Source organism: Curtobacterium sp. UNCCL17 (assembly GCF_000686685.1).
In the GTDB taxonomy this organism is placed as follows: domain Bacteria; phylum Actinomycetota; class Actinomycetes; order Actinomycetales; family Microbacteriaceae; genus Curtobacterium; species Curtobacterium flaccumfaciens.
This window is the reverse complement of record NZ_JMLI01000017.1, coordinates 158,174-184,314: the sequence shown is the minus strand read 5'-3', so window position 1 is coordinate 184,314 and position 26,141 is coordinate 158,174. Positions and strand designations below refer to the sequence as shown.

Below are 26,141 nucleotides of genomic sequence, written 5' to 3'. Positions count from 1 at the left end.
GCTGGTGCTTACGCGTCCTGGCGCTTGAGACGCGCGTAGGAGCGCTGGCGAGCCGACGCGTCCAGCTCGACCTTGCGAATGCGCACGGCGGCGGGGGTGACCTCGACGCACTCGTCCTCACGGGCGAACTCGAGGCACTCCTCCAACGAGAGCTGACGCGACGGCGTCATCGACTCGAACGTGTCGGCGTTCGCCGAACGCATGTTGGTGAGCTTCTTCTCCTTGGTGATGTTCACGTCCATGTCGTCGGCGCGCGAGTTCTCGCCGATGACCATGCCCTCGTAGACCTCTTCGGTCGGGTTGACGAAGAACGACATCCGCTCCTGGAGGTTCGTGATGGCGAACGGCGTCACCACACCGGAGCGGTCGGAGACGATCGAGCCGTTGATGCGGGTCTGGATCGCGCCGGCCCACTCGTCGTAGCCGTGGAAGATCGCGTTGGCGATGCCGGTACCGCGGGTCTCGGTCAGGAACGACGTGCGGAAGCCGATCAGGCCGCGCGACGGGACGATGAACTCCATGCGCACCCAGCCGGTGCCGTGGTTGGTCATGTTCTCCATGCGGCCCTTGCGAGCGGCCATGAGCTGCGTGATCGCGCCGAGGTACTCCTCCGGCGTGTCGATCGTCATGTGCTCGTACGGCTCCTGCAGCTTGCCGTTCTCGTCACGCTTCGTGACCACCTGCGGCTTGCCGACGGTGAGCTCGAAGCCCTCGCGACGCATCTGCTCGACCAGGATGGCGAGTGCGAGCTCACCACGACCCTGGACCTCCCACGCGTCGGGGCGGCCGATGTCGAGGACCTTGAGCGAGACGTTGCCGACGAGCTCGCGGTCGAGGCGCTCCTTGACCATGCGGGCGGTCAGCTTGTGGCCCTTGACCTTGCCGACGAGCGGGCTGGTGTTCGTGCCGATCGTCATCGAGATCGCCGGGTCGTCGACCGTGATGGTCGGCAGCGGGCGGACGTCCTCGGGGTCGGTCAGGGTCTCGCCGATGGTGATCGTGTCGAAGCCGGCGACAGCGACGATGTCACCGGGGCCAGCCGACTCGGCCGGGTAGCGGTCGAGCGCCTTCGTGATGAGGAGCTCGGTGATGCGGGCGTTGACGACGGTGCCGTCGTGCTTGACCCACGCGACCGTCTGGCCCTTCTTCATGGTGCCGTGGAAGATGCGCAGGAGCGCGAGGCGACCGAGGAACGGGGAGGCGTCGAGGTTCGTGACGTGCGCCTGCAGCGGGTGCTCGTCGTCGTACTTCGGGGCCGGGACGTGCTGGAGGATCGCTTCGAACAGCGGCTCGAGGTCGTCGTTGTCGGGCAGCTCGCCGTCGTTCGGCTTGTTGCGCGACGCGGCGCCGTTGCGACCCGAGGCGTAGACCACCGGGACGTCGAGGATCGCGTCGAGGTCGAGGTCGTCGACCTCGTCCGACAGGTCCGAGGCCAGGCCGAGGAGCAGGTCCTGCGACTCGGAGACGACCTCGTCGATGCGGGAGTCGGGCCGGTCCGTCTTGTTGACGAGCAGGATCACCGGGAGCTTCGCGGCGAGCGCCTTGCGCAGCACGAAGCGGGTCTGGGGCAGGGGACCCTCGGAGGCGTCGACGAGCAGCACGACACCGTCGACCATGGAGAGGCCGCGCTCGACCTCACCACCGAAGTCGGCGTGGCCGGGCGTGTCGATCACGTTGATGGTGATGGGGCCGTCCGCGCCGAACTCGGTCGCGTGCTTGCCGTTGTAGAGCACCGACGTGTTCTTCGCGAGGATCGTGATGCCCTTCTCGCGCTCGAGGTCGTTCGAGTCCATCATGCGGTCTTCGCCCTCGAAGTGGGCGTCGAACGAGTTGGTCTGCGTGAGCATCGCGTCGACGAGGGTGGTCTTGCCGTGGTCGACGTGTGCCACGATGGCGACGTTGCGCAGGTCGGACCGGGTGGCGAGCGCCATACAGGACATCCTTCAATTTCTGGGAGAGTGTCGGGCCAGTGTTTTCACAGCACCGCACCCGTGGGCAGAACGCCCGACACGCCAGTCTACCGGTAGTTCGCAAGCGACAGGAGTACAGCGCATGAGCCGTCGGCGAACGTGGGTCGAGATCACCATCGTCCTGCTGCTCTCGCTCGGTGCCAGCGCCCTCTACTCGATCCTGCAGATCATCGACGACCTGTCGCAGACGACCCCGCTCGGCGAGCAGTCGACGGCCCTGAACACCTCGTCGACGACGGTGCAGTACGTCGACCTCGCCCGGCAGCTCCTCGGCATCGCGGTGGACCTGGCCCCGGTCGCGCTCGTCTGCTACCTGCTGTGGAGCACGTCGCGGCCGCACCTCGGGCGGCTCGGGATCGACCGGTTCCGGGCGAAGCCGGACCTGGGCGGCCCGGCGCTCATCGCGCTGTGCATCGGGATCCCGGGGCTCGCGCTGTACTTCGCGGGGCGGGCGCTCGGCATCACGGTCGCGGTCGACCCCGCCGCACTCAACTCCTACTGGTGGACAGTCCCGGTCCTGCTGCTGTCCGCGATCCGCTCGGGTCTGCAGGAGGAGGTGATCGTGATCGGGTACCTCTACGCCCGACTCGGCGACCTGGGCTGGGGCCGCTGGCAGATGATCCTGTCGACCGCCCTGCTGCGCGGCAGCTACCACCTGTACCAGGGGTTCGGAGCGTTCATCGGCAACGCGGTGATGGGCGTCGTGTTCGGCTGGATCTACACGAGGTGGGGCCGACTCCTGCCGCTCGTCATCACGCACGCGCTGCTCGACGCGGTGGTCTTCGTCGGGTACCCCTGGGTGGCGCACGCGTTCCCGCAGTTGTTCTCGTAGGCCGCGGAGCGCATCCACAGCCCCCGCACAGCGCGCCGAGGGGCAACCCCCGCCGGCTCGCCCTACCGTGAGACCCATGAGCATCCCCGCGATCGGCGAGTCCGCCCCGTCGTTCACCCTGCCGGGGATGGTCGTGCGCGGCGGCGTCCGCACCGACGACGAGTACGACCTGTCCGCCGAGATCGGCCGCACCGTGGTGCTGGCCTTCTACCCGGGCGACGCGACGGCGGTCTGCACGGCCCAGCTCTGCAGCTACCAGGCCGAACTCGACGAGTTCACCGACCTCGGCGCGACCGTGTGGGGCATCAGCCCGCAGGCGCTCGACTCGCACGAGGGGTTCGCCCGCGGGTCCTCGCTCGCGTTCCCGCTGCTCAGCGACACCGCGGGCTCGGTGATCCGCTCGTACGGGGTGCAGGCACCGGGCATCGGCCTGCGCCGATCGGTCTTCGTGATCGGCCCCGACGGCGTGATCCGGTGGCGGCACGTCGGCCTGGTCGGTCTGCGGTTCCCGAAGGCCGAGACCATCCGCGAACAGATCGAACTGCTCGTTTCGTAGTCCCCGGCGTGGGAGTCCGCTGAGTGCGCCGAGATGGGGTATTGACACCCCAACTGGGGGCGACGACCATGGACGGCACGAGGGTCCGTCCAGGATCTGCCTCCCCGGGGAATCGGGTCGTCCGGAGATACGCGCCGGTGTGTCACACCCGCTCCCCGGGCGTCTCCGGGGAGGCATCTCGTACCCTCGTCCGGTGCCCACCACCATCGTCGCCCCCGGCCTGCGCGCCCTCGCCGTCGTCCTCTGGATCGTGGCCGTCGCGCTCGTCCCACTGGCCCTGCTCGGCGGCGGCGCCCCCTGGCTCGTACCGATCCCGAGCATCGCCGTCGCGTTCGTCGCGTGGGCGGCGCTGTGGCGGCCCCGGATCGAGCTGACGCCGGAGCACCTGCGCATCGTGGACGTCCGGCGGACCAGCACGTACACCTGGTCACGCATCGGCGAGGTGCGCACGAAGTACGGCATCGAGGTGGTCACCAGCGAGGGCGTCCGTCGCGTCTGGATCGCGACCCGCCCGACGGCGCGTCTCGCCGCGCACACCGGTGACCGGCCGGGAGGTCCGGATCGCCTGGACGTCGACGCTGCGGCCGCGCGGATGCTGGCTCACGTGCCCGCCCCGGCCGTGCAGGACGGCCCGCCCCCGTCGAGCGTGACGGCTGCGCCGATCACGCACCGCACCCACGGCTGGGCGATCCTGGCGATGGTCGTCCTCGGGGTCGCGGCGTCGCTGGCGGCGGCTCGGTTCTAGCGGTCGCGCAGTCGTCGCGGCCGGTCAGGTCGGCCGGCAGCCCGACGCAGAACGACACCCCCGACGTCGTGCGACGTCGGGGGTGTCGTTCTTGTGCGGTGTCGTTCGTGAACGGTGTCGTTCGTGAACGCGGTGCCGACTACTTCGTGTAGCCCACGTCCTGCCACTTGACCGAGGACTGCTGGAACTGCGCCGGACCGTAGTTCACCAGGTCCTTGCGCACGCCCCAGGCGTACGGCTCGGCGAACAGCGGGATGGTGCCGGCGACCGCGACGATCTTCTTGTCGATGGCCTGCGCGTCCTTGATGCGGGCATCCGGGTCGAGCTCGCCGTTCGCCTTGTCCCACGCGGCACCGAGCGATTCGTCCGTCACGCCGGTGTAGTTCTGGCCGGCGTCGGCGGGGTAGTAGATCGACTTCAGCGACGAGATCGGGAACGGAGTGCCCTGCCACGCGAAGTACGTGGCGTCGAAGTCACGGGTCGTCGTGGTGATGTACTTCGTGAAGAAGTCGTCGGTGGGCACGGTGTCGATGGTCACCTTGAAGCCGGCGAGCTTGGTCTGCTGCTGCACGAGCTGCGCGACGTTCGCCGAGTTCGGGTTGTCCGACGGGATCACGAAGCGGACGTCGAGTTCCTTGCCGCCCTTGGTCGCGTAGCCGTCCGAGCCGATCTTCCAACCGGCGTCCTCGAGCTTCGACTTCGCCTTGTCGGTGCTGTAGCCGTAGACGCTCGACACGTCGTCCTTGTAGCCCTCCTGACCGGGCAGGTAGGTCAGGTTGTTGAGCACGTCACCCGGGCTCTTCACCGGCGACAGGATCGCCTGGGCGAGCACCTTGCGGTTGATCGCCTGCGCGAACGCCTGGCGCACGTCCTGGTCCTTGAAGACGTCCGAGGTGCCGTTCAGCGTGATCTGGCGCTGCGTGGTGCCGAGCGACCGCTCGATCTTCGAGTCGGAGCGCGAGTTCGCCGTCTTGAGGTTGTCGGCGCTGCCGTTCAGGTTGAAGGCGTCGAGCTCCTTGTTGCCGTACGCCTGGGCGACACCGTCACGGGACACCGTCTTGAAGACGATCGTGTCGAGCTTGCCCTCGTCGCCCCACCACTTGGGGTTCTTCTCGAAGGTCACGACGCCACCGTTGGCGTCGAAGGACTTCAGGATGTACGGGCCACCGGAGACGTAGGTCTTGCCGTCGGCCGCGTACGGACCCTTGGCCCAGGCCTTGTTGAAGTGGTCCGGGGTGTCGACGGCCCAGTACGGGTAGATCGCGCCGAGGACGCTCGCCCAGTCGGCGTTGGTCTTCGAGAACGTCATGATGACGTCACGCTCGTCGGAGCCCTGCTTGACCGAGTCCACGTCCTCCCACACGTTGGTGGCGAGGGGCGCGAAGGCCTTGTTCGTGCCGTTCAGCGCCTTCCAGTTCGCGATGACGTCCTTCGCGCTGATCGGGGTGCCGTCCGACCACACGGCCTTCGGGTTGATCTTGATCTCGACGGTCTGGGGCGAGTCCTTGGTCAGCTCGACGGAGGTCGCGTAGTCCTTGTTCGCCTCCCACTCGCCGTTCTCCTTGAACTGGATGAAGCCCGGCAGGTAGGTCTGCGAGATCGTCGTGTCGTCGACGGTCCCCGAGTCCAGGTTGGCCAGCTGCCAGTTCGCCGGAGCCGTGTCGATCGGCAGGGTGATCGACCCGCCGTCCTTGACGTCGGCGCGGTCCGCGACGGTCCAACCGGTCGACTTCAGCGACGACTCGGCGACCGCGGAGTTGTCGCCGCCCGCTTCTCCGCCGCCGGAGCAGCCGGCCAGCACGACGGCAGCTGCCGCAGCGGTGGCCAGGACGGCGATGCCCTTGATCCTCTTTCGCATGGCGAGGATTCCCTTTCGTTGTGGTTCGCGCAGATCGCGCTGGACCGCGGCGGCCCCCGCCGTCGCGCCTGTTGGTTGAGAACCCTAGCCACATCCGAAGGCGGCACAAGGGTCTGTGCGATGAATCGAAACACGCTCGTAACGAATGTTGCATAGCGTCACTTCCGTTGTCCCACCCAGTCGCTCGAACGGCTAGCCTGTCGCCACCGACAACGCCGTCCGGTCGGACGGCCGCACCCAGAGGTCACGAACCACATGCTCGCCTTCATCGCAAAGCGGATCGTCAACTACATCGTCCTGACGATCGTGGCGACCACGCTCGGGTACATCCTCGCCAGCACGACGCTCAACCCGGCCGCCCGGTTCCTGGGGCGCAACCCGGCCGTGCCGCCGGGCACCATCCAGGCGTCGCTCCGCAAGCTCGGCGCCGATCCGGACACCCCGCTCCTCGTCCGCACCTGGGACTGGTGGGTCGGTCTGGTGACGCACGGCTCGCTCGGCATGAGCACCCGCGGCACCGAGGTGACGGCCGACATCATCGCCCGCTCCGGCACGAGCCTGCGGCTGCTCGTGATCGGCACACTGCTCGGCGCGATCCTCGGGGTGCTGCTCGGCGTCTGGAACGCGGTCCGGCAGTACCGCACGTCCGACCAGGTGTCGACCTACCTGTCGTTCGCGGTGCTCGCCACCCCGACCTTCGTCATCGCGGTCGTGCTGATGATCCTCGCGACCACGCTCAACCAGGGCGTCGGGACGCAGGTGATCCGGTTCACCGGCGAGTACACGCCGGGGGTGACCGGGTTCTTCCCGGTGCTCGGCGACCGGCTCGGGCACCTGCTGTTACCGACGATCTCGCTCACCATCGGCGCCGTCGCCACGTACTCGCGCTACCAGCGCTCGGCGATGCTCGACGTGCTGTCGAACGACTTCATCCGCACCGCACGGTCGAAGGGCCGCACCCGCGGGTCGGCGATCATGCGCCACGGTGTGCGGGTCGCCCTCATCCCGATGTCGACCTTCTTCGCGTACTCGTTCGGACTCATCCTGACCGGCGCGAGCATCACCGAGCTGGTCTTCAGCTGGCACGGCATGGGCGAGTACTTCGTCCAGAGCATCAGCAACAACGACATCAACGCGGCGTCGGGCACGATCCTCTTCACGGCGATCCTCGTGCTCATCGCAGGAACCCTCGCGGACCTGCTGTACGCCGCGCTCGACCCGCGAGTGAGGGTGTGACCCGTGTCTGTTCTCGACCCCACGACCACGACCACCGCCGGTGACCCCGGCGACGGCAACGCCGGTACGCCGGCGCACGTCATCGAGGTGAAGGGCGGCCGCACCCCGCTCTGGCGCAAGGTGTTCGCCACCTGGCGCGCGCGCATCGGCGGCAGCGCCCTGCTCCTCATCATCCTCTGGGCGTTCCTCGGCCCGTACCTGTACCACTGGAACGCCGTCGACTCCGACGGACTGGCGTTCGGCATGCCGCCGAGCGCCGCGCACTGGTTCGGCACGAACGACATCGGCCAGGACATCTACGCGCAGACCCTGGTCGGCCTGCAGAAGTCGCTGCTCATCGGCCTGATCGCCGGTCCGGCAGCGACCCTGATCGCCGGCATCGTCGGCGCGATCGCCGGGTACTTCGGCGGCGTCACCGACCGGCTGCTCGTGTGGGTCATCGACCTGCTGCTCGTGATCCCGTCGTTCTACGCGCTCGTGCTGCTCAGCCCGGTGTTCAAGAACCTGACGTGGGTGGCCCTCATCGTCGGCCTCGCGGTGTTCAGCTGGATGGTGATGGCCCGGGTGATCCGCGGTCAGACGATGTCGCTGCGTGAACGCGACTACGTCAAGGCCGCCCGGTTCATGGGTGTCCCGGCGTTCACGATCATCCGGCGGCACATCCTGCCGAACGTGGCGTCGCTGCTCATCATCGACGCCACGCTCGGCGTCGGAGCCGCGATCCTGGCAGAGAGCTCGCTGAGCTTCTTCGGCTTCGGCATCCAGATCCCCGACGTCTCGCTCGGCACCCTGCTCGCCGCCGGCAGCCAGTCCGCCGTCACCCGCCCGTGGCTCTTCGTCCTGCCCGCCGCGACGCTCGTCGCGACCGTGCTCTCGACCAGCCTGCTCGGCGACGCCCTGCGCGACGCCATCGACCCCACCTCCGGAGCCAACCGTGACTGAGCCGCTGCTCACCGTGTCCGACCTGTCGGTCACGTTCAACCCGAAGACCAAGCCCGTCTACGCGGTCCGGGGTGTCGACTACTCGGTGGCTCCCGGCGAGTTCCTCGGCATCGTCGGCGAGTCGGGTTCCGGCAAGTCGGTGTCCTCGATGGCCGTGATGGGCCTGCTGCCGTCGTCCGCCCAGGTGCAGGGCAGCATCCGGTTCGACGGACAGGAGCTCGTCGGCAGGAACGACCGCGAGATGTCGGCGCTGCGCGGTCGTGACATCGCGATGGTGTTCCAGGACCCGCTGTCCGCCCTGACGCCGGTGTACACGATCGGCCAGCAGATCATCGAGGGCCTGCGCCTGCACGACCGCTCCCTCAGCCAGCACGCCGCACGCACCCGCGCCGAGGAACTCCTGCGCATCGTCGGCATCCCGAACCCGGCTCGACGACTCGACGCGTTCCCGCACGAGTTCTCCGGCGGCATGCGCCAGCGCGCGATGATCGCCATCGCCATCGCGAACGACCCGAAGCTGATCATCGCGGACGAGCCCACCACGGCGCTCGACGTGACGATCCAGGCGCAGATCCTCGACGTGCTGCAGACCGCCAAGGACATGACCGGTGCGGCCGTCGTGCTCATCACCCACGACCTCGGCGTCGTCGCCGGCAACGCCGACCGCGTCGCCGTGATGTACGCCGGCCGGATCGTCGAGACGGCGCCGGTGCTCCCCCTGTTCCGCGAGCCGGTGATGCCGTACACGATCGGGCTGCTCCGCTCGATGCCGAACATGACGTCCGCCCGCACCGAGCGGCTCGTCCCGCTCGACGGCCGCCCGCCCCTGCTCACGCAGAAGCCGACGGGCTGCCCGTTCGCCGACCGCTGCCCCGCCGTGATCGACGCCTGCCGCGACGGCGAGCCCGCCCTCGTGGCTCCGTCGGTGCCGCAGAGTGCCGACAACCCGGTCCTGACCGGCGCCGTCACGACGATCGGCAACGGCACCCTGCTCGACGACCACACCGCCGCGTGCATCCGTCGCGACGAGATCGCCGCGGGCACCCTCGAGCGCTCGGAGATCTTCCCCCGCCCCGAGGACGTCCCCGAGGCGGCCGTCGACCACGGCGACGACGTCGTGCTCGAGCTGCAGGACGTGGTCAAGACGTTCCCGCTCACCAAGGGTGCGCTGTTCCGCAGGCAGATCGGCGAGGTGCACGCCGTCGACGGCATCTCCCTGACGCTCAAGCGCGGGCAGGTGCTCGGCCTGGTCGGCGAGTCCGGCTGCGGCAAGACGACCACCATCATGGAGATCCTCGAGCTCGCCGGGGCCCAGCACGGCACCATCCGGGTGAACGGCGTCGACACCGCCTCGCTGTCCAAGAAGGACCGTCTGGCACTGCGCCGTGACATCCAGGTCGTGTTCCAGGACCCGATGGCGTCGATCGACCCCCGGCTCGACATCGGCTCGGTGATCGGTGAACCCCTCACCGTGCACGGCGTCGCGAAGGACGAGATCCGCCGGCGGGTGCGCGAGGTGCTCGAGCTGGTCGGGCTCGAGCCGAGCTACATAGACCGGTACCCGCACGAGTTCTCGGGCGGCCAGCGGCAGCGCATCGGCATCGCCCGTGCACTCATCGTCGAGCCGAAGATCCTGGTGCTCGACGAGCCGGTCTCCGCGCTCGACGTGTCGGTGCAGGCCGGTGTGATCAACCTGCTCGAGGACCTCAAGCACCGCCTCGGGCTGTCGTACCTGTTCGTGGCGCACGACCTGTCCGTTGTCCGGCACATCGCCGACGACGTCGCGGTCATGTACCTCGGCCGCATCGTCGAGTACGGCGACGGCGACGCGGTGTTCTCGGACCCCCAGCACCCGTACACCCGGGCCCTGCTGTCGGCCGTGCCGGTGCCGGACCCCCTGGCCGAGGCCGCCCGCGGGCGCATCCTGCTCGACGGCGACCTGCCCTCCCCCACGGAGCGCATCGACGGGTGCCGGTTCCGCACGCGCTGCCCGCTCTACCAGCTCCTCGACGAGGGCCGGCAGGAGCAGTGCCGCACGATCGACCCGGGTCTCGAGCCCGTGCACGGCCGCGGTGTCGCCTGCATCCAGACCGACCAGGAGCACCTGCTCACCGAGCGGGTCGGCGCGGTCGTCTGACGACGCTGGTCACGTCGTGGACGTGACCAGCAGACGGACGGGAGGCCCGGAGCACGTCGTGCGCCGGGCCTCCCGTCCGTCCTGTGGTCGCGATCGCGAGCCGCGTCAGGCTCCCAGCCACAGGCTGAGCAGCGAAGCGGCGAGCAGCGCCAGCGCGGCTGCGCCGACCGTCAGGGCCGGCAGGTCCCAGCCGCGAACGGCGTCGCCGGCGCCGGTGCCGTCGCGGTGCTCGGACCAGCGGTCGAGCAGCACGGTCATCTCGTCGGGCTGTCGCAGGACCGCCCGCTCACCCCGCCGTGCCGGCTTCGGCCGTGGCAGCGACGGGCCGCCCCAGCACTGGACCTTCCGGCCGGCGACCGTCTCGATCACGATCTGCCAGCGGAGCCGGACGTCGGCGACGGCCTGCCACGGCACCACGGTGCGGCGGAGCGGGTTGAGCACGGTGACCGCGCGCTCGTCGATGACGATGCACGGGCGGTAGGTCAGGACCCAGAGCGCCCAGACGAGCACGGCGATCGGGCCTGCGGCGCGGAGGACGACGTCCCAGCTCCCCCGGAACGCCGCATCGCCGAGCAGGAACAGCCCCAGGACGGCGACGAGGCCGGACGCCACCGCGCCCCCGCGACCAGCGCGGAGGACGACGGGGCGTCCGGCCTCGTTCGTGTCCAGGTGGATCAGCGTCCGAACTCGAACCCGGCGCCGGGGATGGCGGCCAGGAGGTCCTTCGTGTACTGCTCCTTCGGGGCGGCGAAGACCTCGTCGGTCGTCGCCTTCTCGACGATCTGCCCACGGCGCATGACGCAGACGTTGTCCGCGACGAGGCGGACGACCGCGAGGTCGTGCGTGATGAACAGGTACGTCAGGCCGAGCTCGGTCTGCAGCTCGGTGAGCAGGTCGAGGATCTGGCCCTGCACGAGCACGTCGAGCGCGGAGACGGCCTCGTCGAGGACGATGACCTCCGGCTTGAGCGCCAGCGCACGAGCGACGGCGATGCGCTGTCGCTGGCCGCCGGACAGCTCGTTCGGGTAGCGGTTCACCATCGACTTCGGCAGCGCGACCTGGTCGAGCAGCTCCAGCACCCGGGCGCGACGCGAGGCCTTGTCGCCCACCTTGTGCGTGGCGAGCGGCTCGGCGATCGTGTTCCCGACGTTGTACATCGGGTCCAGCGAGCCGTACGGGTCCTGGAACACCGGCTGCACGCGGCGGCGGAAGTCGAAGAGGTCCTTGCCCTTCAGCGCGCCGATGTCGGTGCCGTCGAACTGCACGGTGCCGCTCGTGATGCTCTCGAGCTGCAGGACGAGCTTCGCGACGGTCGACTTGCCCGAACCGGACTCGCCGACGAGGGCCGTGGTGGTGCCCTTCTGGATCGAGAACGACACGTCGTCGACGGCCTTGAGCTCGCGGGTGGCGAGGCTCTTGCCGCGCAGCTTGTAGACCTTCTCGAGGTTCTTCACCACGATGAGGTCCTCGGCCGGACGGTGCTCGCGTTCCTGGGCCCGGGCGATCAGCTCGGCGTCGTCGTTGCCGGCGTCGGAGATGTCGACCCGCTGGTGCTGCACCTTCGACTGGATGCGACGGCTGGCCAGCGACGGGGCCGCCGCGACGAGACGCTGCGTGTACGGGTGCTGCGGGTTGGCCAGGATCTCCTTCGAGGGACCGGCCTCGACGACCTGGCCCTTGTACATCACGACGAGCTTCTCGGCGCGCTCGGCGGCGAGCCCGAGGTCGTGCGTGATGAACAGCACCGAGGTGCCGAAGTCGCGGGTCAGGCTCTCGAGGTGGTCGAGGATGACGCGCTGGACGGTGACGTCGAGCGCACTCGTCGGCTCGTCGGCGATGAGCAGCTGCGGGCGGCTCGACAGACCGATGCCGATGAGCACGCGCTGGCGCATGCCGCCGGAGAACTCGTGCGGGTACTGCTTCAGGCGGGTCGACGCGTCGCCGAGACCGGCTTCCTGCAGGACCTCGACCGCACGGTCACGGACGGCCTTCTTGCCGGTCGCCATGCCGTTCGCGCGGATCGCCTCTTCGACCTGGAAGCCGATCGACCACAGCGGGTTGAGGTTCGACATCGGGTCCTGGGGGACGTAGCCGATCTCCTTCCCGCGGATCTCCGACATCTCCTTGTCGCTCAGCCCGACGAGCTCACGCCCGTTGAACTTGATCGAACCGCCGGTGACCTCACCGGTACCGGGGAGCAGCTTGATGATCGCCTGGGCGCTCGTCGACTTGCCCGAACCGGACTCGCCGACGATGGCCAGGCGCTCCCCCTGCTCGAGGGTGAGGTTGACTCCGCGGACGGCCTGCACGAGGCCGCTCTGGGTCTTGAAGCCGACCTGCAGGTCGGTGATCTCGAGCAGCGGCGCGCCGGAGCCACCGGTGCGGCTGCTGTTCGTCTGGGTCAGTGTCTCGCTCATCGGCGGGCCCTCGCCTTCGGGTCGAGCGCGTCGCGCACCACGTCACCGAGGAGCAGGAACGCGAGCACGGTGATGGACAGGGCAGCCGACGGCCAGAAGATCGTCGACGGGTTCGTGCGGATCGACGTCTGGGCGGTGCCGATGTCGAGGCCCCAGCTCAGGGCCGACGGCGGCAGACCGATGCCGAGGAACGACAGCGTGGCTTCGGCGACGATGAACGTGCCGAGCGACACGGTCGCGACCACGATGACCGGAGCCAGCGAGTTCGGGATGACGTGACGCAGGAGCGTCCGGAACCGGCTGACGCCCAGGGCCGCCGACGCCATGACGTAGTCGGCCTGCTTGGCGCTCAGCACGGCGCCACGCATGATGCGGGCGATCTGCGGCCACGCGAACGCCGCGAGGACGAGCGCGACCGTGATCGCGTTCCGCGCCGGGATGACCGACATGATCACGATCGCACCGAGGACGGTGGGGATCGAGAAGAAGATGTCACCGATGCGGGACACGATCGTGTCGAGCCAGCCGCCGTAGAAGCCGGCCAGGGAACCGATCACGATGCCGACGATCGACACCAGGATCGTCGCGACGATGCCGACGATGAGCGAGTTCTGGGCACCCCAGATCACGCGGGCGTAGACGTCCGAGCCCTGACGGGTGAAGCCGAGGATGTGCCCGGCCTCGGGTCCGCCATCGCTGTTGTCCAGGTTCGACGCCCTCGGGTCGACGTGGGCGAAGAGTCCCGGGAAGACCGCGACGACGATGATCAGCAGGATCAGGACCGAGGAGATCCAGAACGTCGGGCGGGTCCGCATCGACTCCCAGGCGTCGGTCCACAGGGAACGGGTCTTCTCGTCCTCGTTGACCTGGTCGACCGCCTGCAGGGGGGTTTCTTCGAGCGGGGCGACGTAGTGCGTCGCCGAGCGGGGTGCGGCGTTACTTGGCATAGCGGATCCTCGGGTCCAGGACGGCGTAGAGCAGGTCCACCAGGAGGTTGGCGAGCATGAAGATGATGACCATCACGGCGACGAAGGAGACCACCGTCGGGCCCTCGCCGAGCTTGACGGCGCGGAAGACCGTGCCGCCGACACCGTTGATGTTGAAGATGCCCTCGGTGACGATCGCGCCGACCATCAGGTTGCCGATGTCGACACCCAGGTAGGTCACCACGGGGATGAGCGAGTTCCGGAAGATGTGCACGCCGACGACACGACGACGGGGCAGGCCCTTGGCCGTGGCGGTGCGCACGAAGTCGGCGCTCATGTTCTCGGCGACGCTGGCCCGGGTCAGACGCACGATGTACGCGAACGACACCGAGGCGAGCACGATCGCCGGCAGGACGAGTTCACTCCACGGTGCCTCGCCGGACACCGTGACCCGGAACAGTCCGAGCTTGATGCCGAAGACGTACTGCAGCACGAACCCGACGACGAAGGTCGGCACCGAGATGAGCAGGAGCGACACGACGAGCGCGGTGGCGTCGAACAGCTTGCCCTTGCGCAGACCCGCGATGACGCCGACGACGATGCCGGCGACGGCCTCGAACACGAGCGCGAGGATCGCCAGGCGCGCGGTGATCGGGAAGGCCGACGCGAGCTGCTGGCTGACCGGCAGACCGGAGTAGGTCACGCCGAGGTCGCCGCGGAACACGCCGCCGATCCAGAGCAGGTACTGCACGATGAACGGCTTGTCGAGGTTGTACTGCTGACGCAGCGTCTCGATGACCTGCGGCGACGGCTGCCGGTCGCCGAAAAGCGCGGCGATCGGGTCGCCGGGCAGCGAGAAGACCAGGAAGTAGATGAGGAACGTGGCCCCGAAGAACACGGGGATGAGTTGCAGGAGGCGCTTGCCGAGGTACCAGAGCATCAGATCACTGCCCGGTCCGGAGCGATGTCGATCAGGTTCATTGTGGTGAGGGGTGGACGGTCCGAGGGTCGGCACGGATGTCCGGTGCGGGAGGGCGCCCGCTGTGTGGGGGTGTTGTCACCGTGGTACGGGGGTTCGGGGACCTGTGCGGTCCCCGAACCCCCGTCCGGTGGTCGCGAGGCAGGATACCTGCTCGCGCCTTGGTCTCGAGGAGACCGGTGTTACTTCTTGACCTCGATGTCGTAGTACAGCGGCACCGAGTTCCAGCCGAACTTGACGTTCGACACGTTGTCCGCGTTCCAGACACCGGTCACGTTGGAGTACCAGAGCGGGATCTCGGGCAGGTCCTGGAACAGGAGTTCCTGTGCCTGGTCGAAGGACTTGTTGCCCTCTTCGACCGTCGCAGCCGAACGGCCCTTGGCGAGCAGCTCGTTGTACTCCTTGGAGTCGTACCGCGAGTAGTTGTTCGACGAGCCCTCACCCATGGTCGGGCCGAGGAAGTTGTACAGCGACGGGTAGTCGGCCTGCCAACCGGTGCGGCTGCCGCCCGTGAGCTTGTCGTTCGTCTGCAGGTCCAGGGCTTCCTGGAACGTCGGGATCGCGTTGCCTTCGGCCTTGATGCCGAGCGTGTTCGAGATCGAGTTCGTGACCGCGGTCACCCAGGCCTCGTGGCCACCATCGGCGTTGTACGTGATGGTGAGCGTGTCGTCGTACTTCGAGATCTTGTCGGCCTCGGCCCAGAGCTTCTTGGCCTCGGACTCGTTGTAGTCCAGGACGTCCGACCCCTCGAGGTCGTCGTTCCAGCCGGCGATCACCGGGGAGGTGAAGTCCTTGGCCGGAGTGCGGGTGCCGTCGAAGATCTTGTCGGTGATCTGCTTGCGGTTGATCGCCATCGAGACGGCCTCGCGACGCAGCTTGCCCTCTTCACCCTTCCAGTGGTCGAGGTAGTAGGGCAGGTAGATCGCCTGGAAGATCGCGGCGGCCTGGTTGACGTTCGAGTCCGGGAAGTCGGACTTGTAGGTCTTGAACGCGCTGTCCGGCACGGCGTCGAGGACGTCGAGGTTGCCGCCCTGGGCGTCGGAGTACGCGGTGTCCTGCGAGGCGTAGAACGTGATCGTGAGACCACCGTTCTTCGGCTTGCGCTTGCCCTCGTAGTCCTTGTTGGCGACGAGCTTGATGGACTGGTTGTGGGTCCAGGCCTTCTTGCCGTCGAGCTTGTACGGACCGTTGCCGATCGGGTTCTCACCGAACGCCTTGGTGTCGTCGTAGAACGCCGACGGGAGCGGCACGAACGCCGAGTAGCCGAGCGACAGCGGGAAGTCGGACTGCGCCGACTTCAGCGTGACGGTGAACTCGTCGTCGTCCACGACCTTGAGGCCGGTGAGCTCGGAGTCCTTGTCGGCGTCGTAGCCCTCGATGTTCTCGAAGAAGTAGCTGGCGCCCTGGGCGTTCGACTTCTGGGCTGCCCAGTTCCACGCCTTGGTGAACGACTCGGCCGTGACCTTCTCGCCGTTGGTGAAGGTGTAGTTCGTGTTGAGCGTGATGTCGAAGGTCTTCGAGTCATCGGTCTTGATGCTCTTCGCGACCTCGTTGACCGGCTTGCCGTCGGCGTCGTACGAGACGAGGCCTTCGAAGAGCGAGTCGATGATCTTGCCGCCACCGGTCTCGGTGGTGTTCGACGGGATCAGCGGGTTCTGCGGCTCGCTGCCGTTCGTGGTGACGATCCCGGACGCGTTCGCCGAGCCCGAGTCACCGCCGTTCGACGAGCTGTTGCTGGAGCAGGCGGTCAGGGCGAGTGCTGTGGCCCCGAGCACGGCGAGGGCTGAGAGCCCGGCGCGCTTCTTGATCAAGGTTCCTCCTGGTGCATGGGACGCGCAAGGGCACAGCGGTGTCACCCGGGCGCGTTTGACCTTTGCAGCGTAGGCAAGGTGAACAGCGGCGTCCAAACCCAGGGGCGAACGGTTACACGCCGGTAACCAAGTTGCACGATCCTTGCGAGAAGATGCAACATTCGCGCGCGTGCCGGTGAAGGGTGCGTTTTTGTTGCATCCGCATGAAATCCATTGCACTCCGTCACACTTCTGTGCAAGTCGGGCGACGGGCGAGCATCGCTCAGGGGTACGGCTGAGGGGGCGCGTCGAGCGGTCAGGACCTGCCGTGGGTGGCGCGCCGAGGGGTCACGAACTGTCGGTGGGAGCGGGTCCGGACGTCGGTTCGTGACCGCCCGGCGGACCTGAGCGGGGTGTCTTGACCGCCCGGCCGGACGCCCGGAGGCCCGGACGTGAAGACGCCCGGAGGCCCGGACGCCCGGACGCCCGGAAGCCCGGACGCGACCGTGCCCCGCCCGGCGGACCGGACGGGGCACGAAGCGCTCGGCGACCAAGCGGGCAGCGACGACGGGGAGTCGGCGCCGGGGCGTCGGCGCCGGACGGATCAGGCGAACGCCTCGATCGGCGGGCAGGCGCACACCAGGTTGCGGTCCCCGTACGCCTGGTCGATGCGACGCACCGGCGGCCAGTACTTCCGGCCGCTGATGCCCGGCAGCGGGTAGACGGCCTGCTCGCGGGTGTACGCGTGCGCCCACTCCCCCGAGATCACCGACGAGGCGGTGTGCGGTGCATGCACCAGCGGGTTGTCGTCCGCCGGCCACTCCCCGCGCTCCACCGCTGCGGCCTCGGCCCGGATCGCGAGCATCGCGTCGACGAAGCGGTCGAGCTCGGCGAGGTCCTCGCTCTCGGTCGGCTCGACCATGAGCGTGCCCGCCACCGGGAACGACATCGTCGGCGCGTGGAACCCGTAGTCGACCAGGCGCTTCGCGACGTCGTCGACCGTGATGCCGGTGGTGTCGCGCAGCGGGCGGAGGTCGAGGATGCACTCGTGCGCGACGAGTCCGTCGTCGCCCGTGTACAGCACCGGGAACGCATCACGCAGACGAGCCGCGATGTAGTTCGCCCCGAGGACCGCGGCCTCGGTCGCACGGGTGAGGCCCTCGAGCCCCATCATCCGGACGTACGTCCACGTGATGGGCAGGATGCTCGGGCTGCCGTACGGAGCAGCACTGACCGGGCCACCGGCGTGCGCCAGGCGGTCGTCCGCCTCGGCGACGGTCGCACCGGAGCGCCGGTCGGCCTGCTGCGCGAACGGGTGCCCGGGCAGGAACGGTGCCAGGTGCGCCTTCGCGGCGACGGGTCCCACGCCGGGGCCGCCACCACCGTGCGGGATGCAGAAGGTCTTGTGCAGGTTGAGGTGCGACACGTCGCCGCCGAAGTCACCGAAGCGGGCGTGGCCGAGCAGCGCGTTGAGGTTCGCGCCGTCGACGTAGACCTGGCCGCCGGCGTCGTGCACGGCGTCGCAGATCTCGCGGATGTCGTGCTCGTAGACGCCGTGCGTGGACGGGTACGTGATCATCAGGGCCGCGAGGGTGTCGGCGTGGGCGGCGACGCGGGCCCGGAGGTCCTCGAGGTCGACGTTGCCGTTCTCGTCGCAGGCCACGACGACGACCTTCATGCCGGCGAGCACCGCGGACGCCGCGTTCGTGCCGTGGGCGCTCGACGGGATCAGGCAGACCGTGCGCTCGCTGTCGCCGTTGGCCTGGTGGTACCCGCGGATGGCCAGCAGGCCGGCGAGTTCGCCCTGGCTGCCGGCGTTCGGCTGCAGGGAAACGGTGTCGTAGCCGGTGACCTCGGCGAGCCACGACTCGAGGTCGCCGATCATGTCGAGGTACCCCTCGACGTCCTCGCGCGGTGCGAACGGGTGGATGTTCGCGAACTCCGGCCAGGTCACGGCGGCCATCTCGGTCGCCGCGTTGAGCTTCATCGTGCAGCTGCCGAGCGGGATCATGCCGCGGTCGAGCGCGTAGTCCTTGTCGGACAGGTGCTTGAGGTACCGCATCATGCGGGTCTCGCTGCGGTGTGCGCTGAACACGGGGTGCGTCAGGTAGTCGCTCTCACGCTGCAGGGCGGCCGGGAGGCCCGTGGCCGCGTCACGCACAGCGGTCTCGGTCGCGGGGACGGTGACGTCCACCGCCCCGAGCACGCCCGCCAGCGCCACGACGTCGTCTGGCGTGGTCGTCTCGTCGACGGACAGCTGGAACGTGTCGGCGTCCACGACGTGCAGCAGGTAGCCGGCGTCCTGCGCTGCCGCGACGATCGCCTCGGCGCGACCGAGGGCCCGCAGGGTGAGCGTGTCGAAGAAGGCGTCGTGCACGACCTCGACCCCGGCGTCACGCACCACGGCGGCGAGTGCACCGGTGGTCCGCGCGACCCGTCCGGCGATGAACCGCAGGCCCTCGGGCCCGTGGTAGACCGCGTACATCGAGGCCATCACGGCGAGCAGGACCTGCGCGGTGCAGATGTTGCTCGTCGCCTTCTCGCGGCGGATGTGCTGCTCGCGGGTCTGCAGACTGAGGCGGTAGGCCATCTGGCCGTCGGCGTCGAAGGACACCCCGACCAGGCGACCGGGGAGCTGGCGCTCGAGGCCGGCGCGCACCGCGAGGTAGCCGGCGTGCGGGCCACCGAAGCCGAGCGGGACGCCGAAGCGCTGGCTCGTCCCGACGGCCACGTCGGCGCCGAGGTCGCCGGGGCTGGCGAGCAGGGTCATCGCGAGCAGGTCGGCCGCGACGACGGCGATGCCGCCACCCGCGTGGACCCGCTCGATGACGGACGACGGGTCGACGATGCGGCCCGAGGCGCCCGGGTACTGCACGATGACACCGAACGCACCGTCGAGCTGGTCGTCGCTCGGGCCGTCGGCAGCGTCGAACGCGCGCAGCGTGATGCCCACCGCGTCGGCACGGTGGTCGAGCAGCGCACGGGTCTGCGGCAGCAGGTCGGCGTCGACGAGGAACGCGTCACCCTTGACCTTGGACGCGCGGCGGGCGAGGAGCATGCCCTCGACCACGGCGGTGCCCTCGTCGAGCATCGAGGCGCCGGCGGTGGCCATACCGGTCAGGTCGGACACCATCGTCTGGAAGTTGATGAGTGCTTCGAGGCGGCCCTGCGAGATCTCCGGCTGGTAGGGCGTGTACGCCGTGTACCAGCTCGGGTTCTCGAGCACGTTCCGCTGGATCACCGCGGGCGTGTGGGTGCCGTGGTAGCCGAGGCCGATCATGGCGCGGCGGACGGTGTTGCGGCCGGCCTTGGCGCGGAGCTCGGCGAGCGCCTCGGTCTCGCCGACGGCGGCCGGGATCACCGAGTCGGCGACGGGGCCGACGTGGATGGACTCCGGGATCGCCGCACGGACCAGGGCGTCGAGCGACGGCTGCCCGACGACGTCGAGCATGGCCTGCTGGTCGGCCGGGGTGGTGCCGATGTGTCGGTCGGCGAAGGACGTCTGGAGGTTCTCGAACGCGGTCATGCGATGGAGGCCCGGTACGCGTCGTGGTCCATCAGGTCCTCGGGGAACGAGGTGCCGTCGACCTTGATCTTCACGAGCCAGCCGGCACCGAACGGGTCCTGGTTGACGGTGTCGGGGGTGTCGACGACGGCGTCGTTGACCTCGACGACCTCACCCTCGATCGGGGCGAAGAGCTCGCCGACGCTCTTGGTCGACTCGATCTCGCCGATCTGCGCACCGGCGGTGGTGGCGGTGCCGACGGCGGGGAGCTCGACGTAGACGACGTCACCGAGCTGCTCGGCGGCGTGGTCGGTGATGCCGACGGTGACGGTGTCGCCCTCGACGAGCAGCCACTCGTGGTCGGCCGTGTACTGGAGTGCGGTCTGGTCGGTCATGGGGTCAGCCTTTCGAGGCGCGGCGGTAGAAGGGGAACGCGGAGACCGTGCTGGGGACGGCAGTCCCGCGGACGTCGATGTGGAGGACCTGTGCCCCGTCCGACACGGCGGCGAGCGCGGCCGGGTCGACGAAGGCCATCGCGACCGGGTGGCCGAGCGTCGGCGAGAGCGCGCCCGAGGTCACGGTGCCGACGACCGTGCCGTCGAGCACGACGTCGTAGCCGGCTCGGGGAGCACGGCGTCCCTCGGTCACCAGGCCGACGAGCACGCGGGCGTCCGCGGACGGGGTGACGCCGGCCGCACCGACGAAGTCGCCGTCCTTGGCGACGACGCGGCCGAGGCCTGCCTGGGCCGGGCGGACGTCGGTGCCGAGCTCGTGCCCGTACAGGGGCATGCCGGCCTCGAGCCGCAGGGTGTCGCGTGCGGCGAGGCCTGCGGGGACGACCCCGCGGTCGGCACCGGCCTCGAGCAGGGCGTCCCAGAGCACCGGGGCGGTGTCCGGGTCGGTGTAGACCTCGAAGCCGTCCTCGCCGGTGTACCCGGTGCGCGCGACGAGCACGTCGGCACCGTCGAACAATGCGTGCAGCACCCGGTAGTAGCCGAGTTCGTCGAGCGGGGTCTCGGGCTGCAGGCGGTCGGCGACGACGAGGGCGTCGAGCGTGCCGGCCGCCGCCGGTCCCTGCACGGCGACGAGGGCCGTGGTGTCGGAGTCGTCGGAGACCTCGACGTCGAACCCGTCGGCCCGGGCGGTGAGCGCGCTGACTGCCACATCGCGGTTGGAGGCGTTCGCGACGACGAGGAAGACGTCGTCGTCGGTCCGGTACACGACGAGGTCGTCGAGGATCCCGCCGTCCTCGGCGAGCAGCAGCGAGTACTTGGCGCGGCCGTTCGGCATCGCGCCGAAGGACCCGGCCAGCGCGTGGTCGAGGAAGGCGACGGCGTCGGTGCCGGTCACCCCGATCTCGGCCATGTGCGACAGGTCGAAGACCCCGGCGGCCTCGCGCACGGCGTGGTGCTCGGCGAGGTCCGACGAGTAGCGCACGGGCATGAGGTACCCGGCGAAGTCGGTGAAGGTCGCACCGGCGGCCTCGTGCACGGCTTCGAGCGGCGACGAACGCTGACCCGGCGTGGGCAGTGGGGACGGACTCATGGCGGAGTTCTCCTGGCATCGGCAGGGCCCGACGACGATCGCCGGGTGGAACTCCCCCTCTGTCATGGGCCTGAGAGTTTCACCGCGGCCCGTGAGGTCCGGCGGCTTTCACCGTGGGCGAGACGACCGAGCGTCTGCTTTTCAGAGTGGCCTGTCCGCTGCGGTGTGGGACCTGAGAGATTGACGGGGGGATTGCTCCTTCGGTGCCGTGCGTGTGCCCGAGGGCACGACGTACCCGGAGGTACGTGCACGGCGTCTCCCGCGACGGATGAGCGGCCGGTGTGTTCAGTTGTCCGCCCAGAGCATACCGAGACCGCGTTACGAGCGTGTGTCGTGGCCCCGGCCTTCGACATCTCGTAGAATGCGGGGATGGCCGGACAACGATCGCGCCCCCGCGGGCAGCTGGAGCAGGCGGTGCTCGACGCACTCCGCTCCGCCGACGCAGGTCTCACCGCACGCCAGGTGCTCGACGCGTTCCCGGAGCCCCGCCCCGCGCTGACGACCGTCCTCACCGTGCTCGACCGGCTCGGCCGCAAGGGCCAGGTGGAACGGGAACAGCACGACGACGCTCCCCTGACGTTCCGCGCCGTGCACAGTCGCGACGAGCAGACCGCGTCGCTGATGTCGAGCGCGCTCGCCGCGTCCTCCGACCGCGAGGCCGCACTGCTGCAGTTCACCGGCTCGCTCGCCTCGGACGACCTCGAGGCCCTGCGCCGCGCCCTCGACGCCCGCGCCCGCTCCTGACCGGCTGCGCACCGTGGTCGTCGCCGGCATCGCGCTCATCGTCCTCGCACTCGCGGTGGTGGTGTTCGCGCCCCGGGTCCTGACCCGTTCCGCCTGGACGATCGACCTGCCCCGCACCGCGCTGGTCTGCTGGTCGGTCGCGGTCCTGCTCGGCGTCGTCGGCTTCGTGGTCGGCATCACCCTCGTGGTGCTCGCGGACCGTCCGGTCACCGAGCTGTTCGGCGGGGACGGCTCCCCCACGCACGGCTTCAACGTCGGCGTCGCGCTGCTCGGGGTCGTCGCGTTCGTCGTCGCGGTCCGGGTGCGCCCCGGCCCGGAACACGAGGCCGTCCGGCAGGCGATGCGTTCCGGTGTCGCCCCGCACCGCGAGATCGACGGCACCCCCGTCGCCGTCGTCGAGGCCGACCACGCACTGGCGTGCGCCGTGCCGGGGCGGAGCGGTGGCGTCCTCGTCAGCACCGGCTTGGCAGACCGGTTGCGCACCGACGAACTGGAGGCCGTGGTCGCCCACGAACGCGCCCACCTGACCCAGCACCACGCGGCTGCGGTCGCGGTCGCCGAATCGATCGAACGTGCGGTCCCGTGGGTGCCCGGTGCGCGCGCCATGGCGCGGTCGACGCGTGTGCTCGTGGAGTTCGCCGCGGACGACGCGGCGGCCCGTCGCGTCGGACGCGATGCCCTGCGCCGGGCGGTGCTGGTGGCGGACGGGAGCAGCGCGCTCGGAGCGATCCGTGCCTCCAGGCTGTCGTGACGCACCACGTGTCGGGGGCGAGGCATATGGTGATCGGACCGTGAAGCCTTTGACCGAAGCCGACATCCGATCGTCGTTCGTGAACGCCACCCCCGACGAACTCGCACAGCTGCCCATCCCGGGCCTGCACGAGACGCTCTGGGACGAACGCGAGTTCCTGGGCTGGCGCGACCCGCAGGCCGCCCGCCGCGGGTACATCGTGTCCTGGATCGACGAGCGCCCCGTGGGCATCGTCGTCCGGTCCGCCGGTGGCTCGCTGCGCCCCGGCATCGCCGCGATGTGCTCGTTCTGCCACTCGCCGCAGCCCGCGACCCAGGTCCGGCTGTTCTCCGCCGCGCGTGCCGGTGAGTCCGGGCGCAACGGCAACACGATCGGCACGTACATCTGCGAAGACCTCGGGTGCCCGATGCTGATCCGCACCGCGCCCCCGCACCTGAACCCGCCGGCGACGATCGCGATGCGTGGCGCCTCCCTGCTGCAGCGCGTGCAGAACTTCACCGCGGACATCACCAAGACGGCGTGAGCCGGTTCGGCACCGCCCGCTGGGCCGTGGTCGAGGAAATCGGCGACGGCCGGTGGCGGCTGACCCTGCGGGACGAGGCCGACGACGAACTCGGCGCGTTCGGCCTGGGGGTCGAGGGGCCGTGGGACCCCGACGTCGAGCCGCACGTCGGGTTCGTGCTGGTCCAGCTCGGCTTGACGCTCCGCGGGGCTCGGCCGTGGCGCATCGACGAACTCGGTGACCACCGGGCGCCCGTGCTGTCGCTCGGCTGAGCGAGGACGCCCGAGCGGCGTCCGCTGGCGCAGCCGGTCCGCTCGGTCAGTCCGCGGCGACGAAGTTGCGCAGGATCTCGCGGTCGTCGTCGGCGCGCATCGCCCAGGCGAGCTCGCTGCGGTGGTCGCTGCCCTCGAGGGGCAGGAGCGCCACCGTGTCGGGTGCGGCGAGCGCGGCGCTCTCCGGCGCCACCGTGACACCGAGGCCCACCCCGACCAGGTGCAGCACGGTCGCCCAGGTCGTGGCCTCCTGCACGATGACGGGACGGCGGCCACCGGCGGTGACCGGTGCGAGGTTGCGCTCGGTCGCCAGGGCCCCGGCGACCGCCGGGAAGAACACGAACGGCTCGTCGACCAGCTCGGTGCCGCGGATGCGATCCCGATCCGCCAGCCGGTGGCCGCGCGGGACAGCGGCGACGAAGGCCTCGGACCGGAACGGCAGCAGCCGCACGGCGGGGTCCGGATCCGCATCGCGGACGACGGCGAGGTCGAGCTCGCCGCGGACGATCCGGGCGAGCAGGGTCGACGAGTACCCCTCGGTCAGTTCCACCCGGACCAGCGGGTAGCGATCCCGGAACGCCTGCACGCGTTCGATCGGACCGAGGGGCAGCGCGGAGACGACGAACCCGACGTCGAGCCGCCCGACCTCGCCCCGACCGACCCGCACCGTCTCGTCGAGGTCCCGTCGCACCTGCCCGAGCAGCGATCGCGCACGCCCCTGCAGCACCCGGCCGGCTGCGGTCAGGGCCACACTGCGGCTGGTCCGGACGAACAGGTCGACCCCGAGCGCGCGTTCGGTCCGCCGGATCTGCTGGGACAGCGCGGGCTGCGCGATCCGAAGCTGTTCGGCAGCACGGCCGAAGTGCAGCTCGTCGGCGACGGCCAGGAACGCCCGCAGCTGCCGGAGGTCGACGTCCGGTTCGCGATCCATGCACACAGCGTATCGATCAGCGCGAACGAGTATTGGACGTGACTGCATTGCCGCCCGAGGATGGTTGCATGCCCGAAGCGACCTCCACCGTCACCATCGCCGACCTCGCCACCCCCGCGGACGTCGAGGCGTTCCGCACGCTCAACGAGGCGTGGATCACCCGGTACTTCACCCTCGAGGACGAGGACCGCGTGTTCCTCTCCGATCCCGTCGGCCGCGTCGTGGAGCGGGGTGGGGCCGTCATGGTCGCCCGGCTCGACGACCAGGTCGTCGGGTGCATCGGGGTCGTGCCCACCACCCCCGGCGTGTTCGAGCTCGTGAAGATGGCCGTCTCCCCCGACCACCAGGGGCACGGCACCGGGCGGAAGCTCATCACCGCGGCGCTCGACCGGGCACGCGGACTCGGCGCCCGCCGCATCGACCTGGAGAGCAACGCGCGGCTCGCCAGCGCCGTGCACCTGTACGAGGCGTTCGGCTTCCGGCACCTGCGCGAGGACGAGGTCGCCCCGAGCCCGTACGTGCGGGCTGACGTGCACATGACCCTCGACCTGCACTGACGGCGGCCCCGTCCCGGTCCCGGTACGCTCGCGGCATGGCGACGTACGAGGTGCAGGCGGTCCGCGAGGCCGGCGCGTGGCAGGTCTTCATCGACGGCTTCATGGTGACCGAGGTGTCCCGGTGGCCGTCCGTCGGGTTCGTGGCCCGCGAGCTCCTCGCGATGGACCGTGACGACGACCTGCGCATCCGCGTCGTCGGCCGCAACCAGTACGTGGCCTGACCCCGGCGGAGCTCGATGACCCGGGCGGTCAGCGAGCAGCGGCGACCAGCTGTTGTGCTCGCTGGTGCGAGACGTGCAGCAGCGGTCCGATCTCACGCACCGTGAGCCCGCACTCGTGCAGGACCAGCGCCGCGGCGGCCGTCTCCTTCGCTGCCTCGACGCGTGCGCGCTCGGACTCCTCGCGGAGCGCGACCGCCCGGTCCAGGTGAGCCTGCGCCGCTTCGGGCATCGCCACCTCGACGACGAGTTCGAAGGACTCCGGATCGCGGTCGTCATTCATCAGCGAGAGCCAGTCGCGAGCCATCAGCTCGATCTCTCGTTCGCGCTTCGCCTGCGTCCGGATGACGCCGTCGATCCAGATCACCCAGTACTTCTTGCCGCGCTCCGCGCGCACCGTGTGTCGGCTCATCGTCGCCCATCTCCTCTTCGGTCGCAGTCACGGAGGATGCCGCGCGCCGTCATCTCCTCCACCTCTCGGTGCCTCGGAACGACGACCGCGTTCCGACCGAAGCGGAACAGGTCGTGTCTCCCGCCGTGGCGGTGGAACACGAACTCGACGTCGTTCTCGTCAGCCTTCCGAGCGAGCCGGCGGAGCAACTCCGTGCGCTTCACCGTAGCTGGCCAACTGTGACTAGGCAATCCTGCCTATCTCGATTGGACACTGTCGGATCGGATCTCTGCATGCACCGACCGTGGCGGTCCGCGGAGCGCGATCCAGGAGACTC

The 26,141-nt window shown here is 69.6% G+C and carries 25 protein-coding genes and 2 riboswitches; of the genes, 12 read left to right on the top strand and 13 right to left on the bottom strand.

The window, feature by feature from the left end; genetic code table 11:
• Positions 1-8: 8 nt before the first annotated feature.
• Positions 9-1,931 (bottom strand): translational GTPase TypA, encoded by a 1,923-nt coding sequence (gene typA / locus BR70_RS0101020; protein WP_027464562.1) that lies wholly within the window; start codon positions 1,929-1,931, stop codon positions 9-11.
• A gap of 121 nt (positions 1,932-2,052) precedes the next feature.
• On the opposite strand from typA, the gene BR70_RS18870 reads away from it, so the two are divergent.
• From BR70_RS18870 to BR70_RS0101005, 3 genes are all read left to right on the top strand, one after another.
• The gene (locus tag BR70_RS18870; RefSeq protein WP_035807570.1) at positions 2,053-2,802 is read left to right on the top strand and encodes a CPBP family intramembrane glutamic endopeptidase; all 750 of its coding nucleotides are present in this window, start codon (positions 2,053-2,055) and stop codon (positions 2,800-2,802) included.
• Positions 2,803-2,878: 76 nt separating this feature from the next.
• Entirely contained in the window at positions 2,879-3,358 is a 480-nt protein-coding gene (locus tag BR70_RS0101010; RefSeq protein ID WP_027464561.1) for a peroxiredoxin, read from the top strand.
• 193 nt (positions 3,359-3,551) lie between these two features.
• Positions 3,552-4,103 (top strand): PH domain-containing protein, encoded by a 552-nt coding sequence (locus BR70_RS0101005; RefSeq protein ID WP_027464560.1) that lies wholly within the window; start codon positions 3,552-3,554, stop codon positions 4,101-4,103.
• A 139-nt stretch (positions 4,104-4,242) separates the two neighbouring features.
• Here the strand turns inward: BR70_RS0101005 and BR70_RS0101000 are convergent, their stop codons facing one another.
• Positions 4,243-5,961: an ABC transporter family substrate-binding protein gene (locus tag BR70_RS0101000; protein WP_027464559.1), complete on the bottom strand. Its 1,719-nt coding sequence runs from the start codon at positions 5,959-5,961 to the stop codon at positions 4,243-4,245.
• A 255-nt stretch (positions 5,962-6,216) separates the two neighbouring features.
• Between BR70_RS0101000 and BR70_RS0100995 the strand changes: the two genes are divergently transcribed.
• The 3 genes from BR70_RS0100995 to BR70_RS0100985 are packed head-to-tail and all read left to right on the top strand — an operon-like array spanning position 6,217 to position 10,276.
• Positions 6,217-7,197 carry an ABC transporter permease gene (locus BR70_RS0100995; RefSeq protein ID WP_027464558.1) on the top strand — a complete coding sequence of 327 codons (981 nt, stop codon included), beginning with the start codon at positions 6,217-6,219 and terminating at the stop codon, positions 7,195-7,197.
• Between the two features lie 3 nt (positions 7,198-7,200).
• Positions 7,201-8,139: an ABC transporter permease gene (locus BR70_RS0100990; protein ID WP_027464557.1), complete on the top strand. Its 939-nt coding sequence runs from the start codon at positions 7,201-7,203 to the stop codon at positions 8,137-8,139.
• A complete protein-coding gene (locus BR70_RS0100985) occupies positions 8,132-10,276 on the top strand; it encodes a dipeptide ABC transporter ATP-binding protein (protein ID WP_027464556.1) in 2,145 nt (714 codons plus the stop codon). The genes BR70_RS0100990 and BR70_RS0100985 overlap by 8 nt, the downstream gene beginning before the upstream one ends.
• 105 nt (positions 10,277-10,381) lie before the next feature.
• On the opposite strand, the gene BR70_RS21975 is transcribed toward BR70_RS0100985, so the two are convergent.
• From BR70_RS21975 to gcvT, 8 genes are all read right to left on the bottom strand, one after another.
• Entirely contained in the window at positions 10,382-10,888 is a 507-nt protein-coding gene (locus tag BR70_RS21975; protein ID WP_051596502.1) for a PH domain-containing protein, read from the bottom strand.
• Positions 10,889-10,950: 62 nt separating this feature from the next.
• Positions 10,951-12,693 carry a dipeptide ABC transporter ATP-binding protein gene (locus tag BR70_RS0100975; RefSeq protein WP_027464555.1) on the bottom strand — a complete coding sequence of 581 codons (1,743 nt, stop codon included), beginning with the start codon at positions 12,691-12,693 and terminating at the stop codon, positions 10,951-10,953.
• Entirely contained in the window at positions 12,690-13,640 is a 951-nt protein-coding gene (locus BR70_RS0100970) for an ABC transporter permease (protein ID WP_027464554.1), read from the bottom strand. The genes BR70_RS0100975 and BR70_RS0100970 overlap by 4 nt, the downstream gene beginning before the upstream one ends.
• Positions 13,630-14,559: an ABC transporter permease gene (locus BR70_RS0100965; RefSeq protein ID WP_027464553.1), complete on the bottom strand. Its 930-nt coding sequence runs from the start codon at positions 14,557-14,559 to the stop codon at positions 13,630-13,632. Before BR70_RS0100965 ends, BR70_RS0100970 begins: the two co-directional genes overlap by 11 nt.
• 221 nt (positions 14,560-14,780) lie before the next feature.
• A complete protein-coding gene (locus BR70_RS0100960) occupies positions 14,781-16,409 on the bottom strand; it encodes a peptide ABC transporter substrate-binding protein (protein ID WP_027464552.1) in 1,629 nt (542 codons plus the stop codon).
• A 583-nt stretch (positions 16,410-16,992) separates the two neighbouring features.
• On the bottom strand, positions 16,993-19,914 hold the full coding sequence (gene gcvP, locus BR70_RS0100955; protein ID WP_027464551.1) for an aminomethyl-transferring glycine dehydrogenase: 2,922 nt from the start codon (positions 19,912-19,914) through the stop codon (positions 16,993-16,995).
• Positions 19,911-20,288, bottom strand: coding sequence for a glycine cleavage system protein GcvH (gene gcvH, locus BR70_RS0100950; RefSeq protein ID WP_027464550.1), 378 nt, complete (start codon positions 20,286-20,288; stop codon positions 19,911-19,913). Before gcvH ends, gcvP begins: the two co-directional genes overlap by 4 nt.
• Before the next feature lie 4 nt (positions 20,289-20,292).
• On the bottom strand, positions 20,293-21,438 hold the full coding sequence (gcvT, locus tag BR70_RS0100945; RefSeq protein WP_027464549.1) for a glycine cleavage system aminomethyltransferase GcvT: 1,146 nt from the start codon (positions 21,436-21,438) through the stop codon (positions 20,293-20,295).
• Positions 21,439-21,487: 49 nt separating this feature from the next.
• A riboswitch (glycine riboswitch) is annotated at positions 21,488-21,589 on the bottom strand.
• A riboswitch (glycine riboswitch) is annotated at positions 21,590-21,710 on the bottom strand.
• A 97-nt stretch (positions 21,711-21,807) separates the two neighbouring features.
• Between gcvT and BR70_RS0100940 the strand changes: the two genes are divergently transcribed.
• The 4 genes from BR70_RS0100940 to BR70_RS0100925 are packed head-to-tail and all read left to right on the top strand — an operon-like array spanning position 21,808 to position 23,707.
• Entirely contained in the window at positions 21,808-22,182 is a 375-nt protein-coding gene (locus BR70_RS0100940; RefSeq protein ID WP_027464548.1) for a BlaI/MecI/CopY family transcriptional regulator, read from the top strand.
• Positions 22,183-22,195: 13 nt separating this feature from the next.
• Positions 22,196-22,933, top strand: a complete 738-nt coding sequence (locus BR70_RS0100935) for a M48 family metalloprotease (RefSeq protein ID WP_027464547.1) — start codon at positions 22,196-22,198, stop codon at positions 22,931-22,933.
• Positions 22,934-22,973: 40 nt separating this feature from the next.
• A complete protein-coding gene (locus tag BR70_RS0100930) occupies positions 22,974-23,456 on the top strand; it encodes an FBP domain-containing protein (RefSeq protein ID WP_027464546.1) in 483 nt (160 codons plus the stop codon).
• A complete protein-coding gene (locus tag BR70_RS0100925) occupies positions 23,453-23,707 on the top strand; it encodes a hypothetical protein (protein ID WP_027464545.1) in 255 nt (84 codons plus the stop codon). Before BR70_RS0100930 ends, BR70_RS0100925 begins: the two co-directional genes overlap by 4 nt.
• A gap of 46 nt (positions 23,708-23,753) precedes the next feature.
• Here BR70_RS0100925 and BR70_RS0100920 read toward each other — a convergent pair whose 3' ends face one another.
• On the bottom strand, positions 23,754-24,638 hold the full coding sequence (locus BR70_RS0100920) for a LysR substrate-binding domain-containing protein (protein ID WP_027464544.1): 885 nt from the start codon (positions 24,636-24,638) through the stop codon (positions 23,754-23,756).
• A gap of 68 nt (positions 24,639-24,706) precedes the next feature.
• Between BR70_RS0100920 and BR70_RS0100915 the strand changes: the two genes are divergently transcribed.
• Both BR70_RS0100915 and BR70_RS0100910 read left to right on the top strand, forming a co-directional pair.
• Positions 24,707-25,195 carry a GNAT family N-acetyltransferase gene (locus tag BR70_RS0100915; RefSeq protein WP_027464543.1) on the top strand — a complete coding sequence of 163 codons (489 nt, stop codon included), beginning with the start codon at positions 24,707-24,709 and terminating at the stop codon, positions 25,193-25,195.
• Between the two features lie 35 nt (positions 25,196-25,230).
• Positions 25,231-25,416 carry a hypothetical protein gene (locus tag BR70_RS0100910; protein WP_017887087.1) on the top strand — a complete coding sequence of 62 codons (186 nt, stop codon included), beginning with the start codon at positions 25,231-25,233 and terminating at the stop codon, positions 25,414-25,416.
• 28 nt (positions 25,417-25,444) lie between these two features.
• Here BR70_RS0100910 and BR70_RS18860 read toward each other — a convergent pair whose 3' ends face one another.
• Positions 25,445-25,825 (bottom strand): hypothetical protein, encoded by a 381-nt coding sequence (locus tag BR70_RS18860; RefSeq protein ID WP_035807565.1) that lies wholly within the window; start codon positions 25,823-25,825, stop codon positions 25,445-25,447.
• Positions 25,822-26,028, bottom strand: a complete 207-nt coding sequence (locus BR70_RS23515; protein WP_027464542.1) for a hypothetical protein — start codon at positions 26,026-26,028, stop codon at positions 25,822-25,824. The genes BR70_RS18860 and BR70_RS23515 overlap by 4 nt, the downstream gene beginning before the upstream one ends.
• Between the last annotated feature and the right edge of the window lie 113 nt (positions 26,029-26,141).

Excerpts from the sequence above, each read along its gene's own strand:
- typA (WP_027464562.1), bottom strand. The coding sequence starts at position 1,931 with ATGGCGCTCGCCACCCGGTCCGACCTGCGCAACGTCGCCATCGTGGCA.
- BR70_RS18870 (WP_035807570.1), top strand. The coding sequence starts at position 2,053 with ATGAGCCGTCGGCGAACGTGGGTCGAGATCACCATCGTCCTGCTGCTC.
- BR70_RS0101010 (WP_027464561.1), top strand. The coding sequence starts at position 2,879 with ATGAGCATCCCCGCGATCGGCGAGTCCGCCCCGTCGTTCACCCTGCCG.
- BR70_RS0101000 (WP_027464559.1), bottom strand. The coding sequence starts at position 5,961 with ATGCGAAAGAGGATCAAGGGCATCGCCGTCCTGGCCACCGCTGCGGCA.
- BR70_RS0100995 (WP_027464558.1), top strand. The coding sequence starts at position 6,217 with ATGCTCGCCTTCATCGCAAAGCGGATCGTCAACTACATCGTCCTGACG.
- BR70_RS0100975 (WP_027464555.1), bottom strand. The coding sequence starts at position 12,693 with ATGAGCGAGACACTGACCCAGACGAACAGCAGCCGCACCGGTGGCTCC.
- BR70_RS0100970 (WP_027464554.1), bottom strand. The coding sequence starts at position 13,640 with ATGCCAAGTAACGCCGCACCCCGCTCGGCGACGCACTACGTCGCCCCG.
- BR70_RS0100965 (WP_027464553.1), bottom strand. The coding sequence starts at position 14,559 with ATGCTCTGGTACCTCGGCAAGCGCCTCCTGCAACTCATCCCCGTGTTC.
- gcvP (WP_027464551.1), bottom strand. The coding sequence starts at position 19,914 with ATGACCGCGTTCGAGAACCTCCAGACGTCCTTCGCCGACCGACACATC.
- gcvH (WP_027464550.1), bottom strand. The coding sequence starts at position 20,288 with ATGACCGACCAGACCGCACTCCAGTACACGGCCGACCACGAGTGGCTG.
- gcvT (WP_027464549.1), bottom strand. The coding sequence starts at position 21,438 with ATGAGTCCGTCCCCACTGCCCACGCCGGGTCAGCGTTCGTCGCCGCTC.
- BR70_RS0100940 (WP_027464548.1), top strand. The coding sequence starts at position 21,808 with ATGGCCGGACAACGATCGCGCCCCCGCGGGCAGCTGGAGCAGGCGGTG.
- BR70_RS0100920 (WP_027464544.1), bottom strand. The coding sequence starts at position 24,638 with ATGGATCGCGAACCGGACGTCGACCTCCGGCAGCTGCGGGCGTTCCTG.
- BR70_RS0100915 (WP_027464543.1), top strand. The coding sequence starts at position 24,707 with ATGCCCGAAGCGACCTCCACCGTCACCATCGCCGACCTCGCCACCCCC.
- BR70_RS0100910 (WP_017887087.1), top strand. The coding sequence starts at position 25,231 with ATGGCGACGTACGAGGTGCAGGCGGTCCGCGAGGCCGGCGCGTGGCAG.
- BR70_RS18860 (WP_035807565.1), bottom strand. The coding sequence starts at position 25,825 with ATGAGCCGACACACGGTGCGCGCGGAGCGCGGCAAGAAGTACTGGGTG.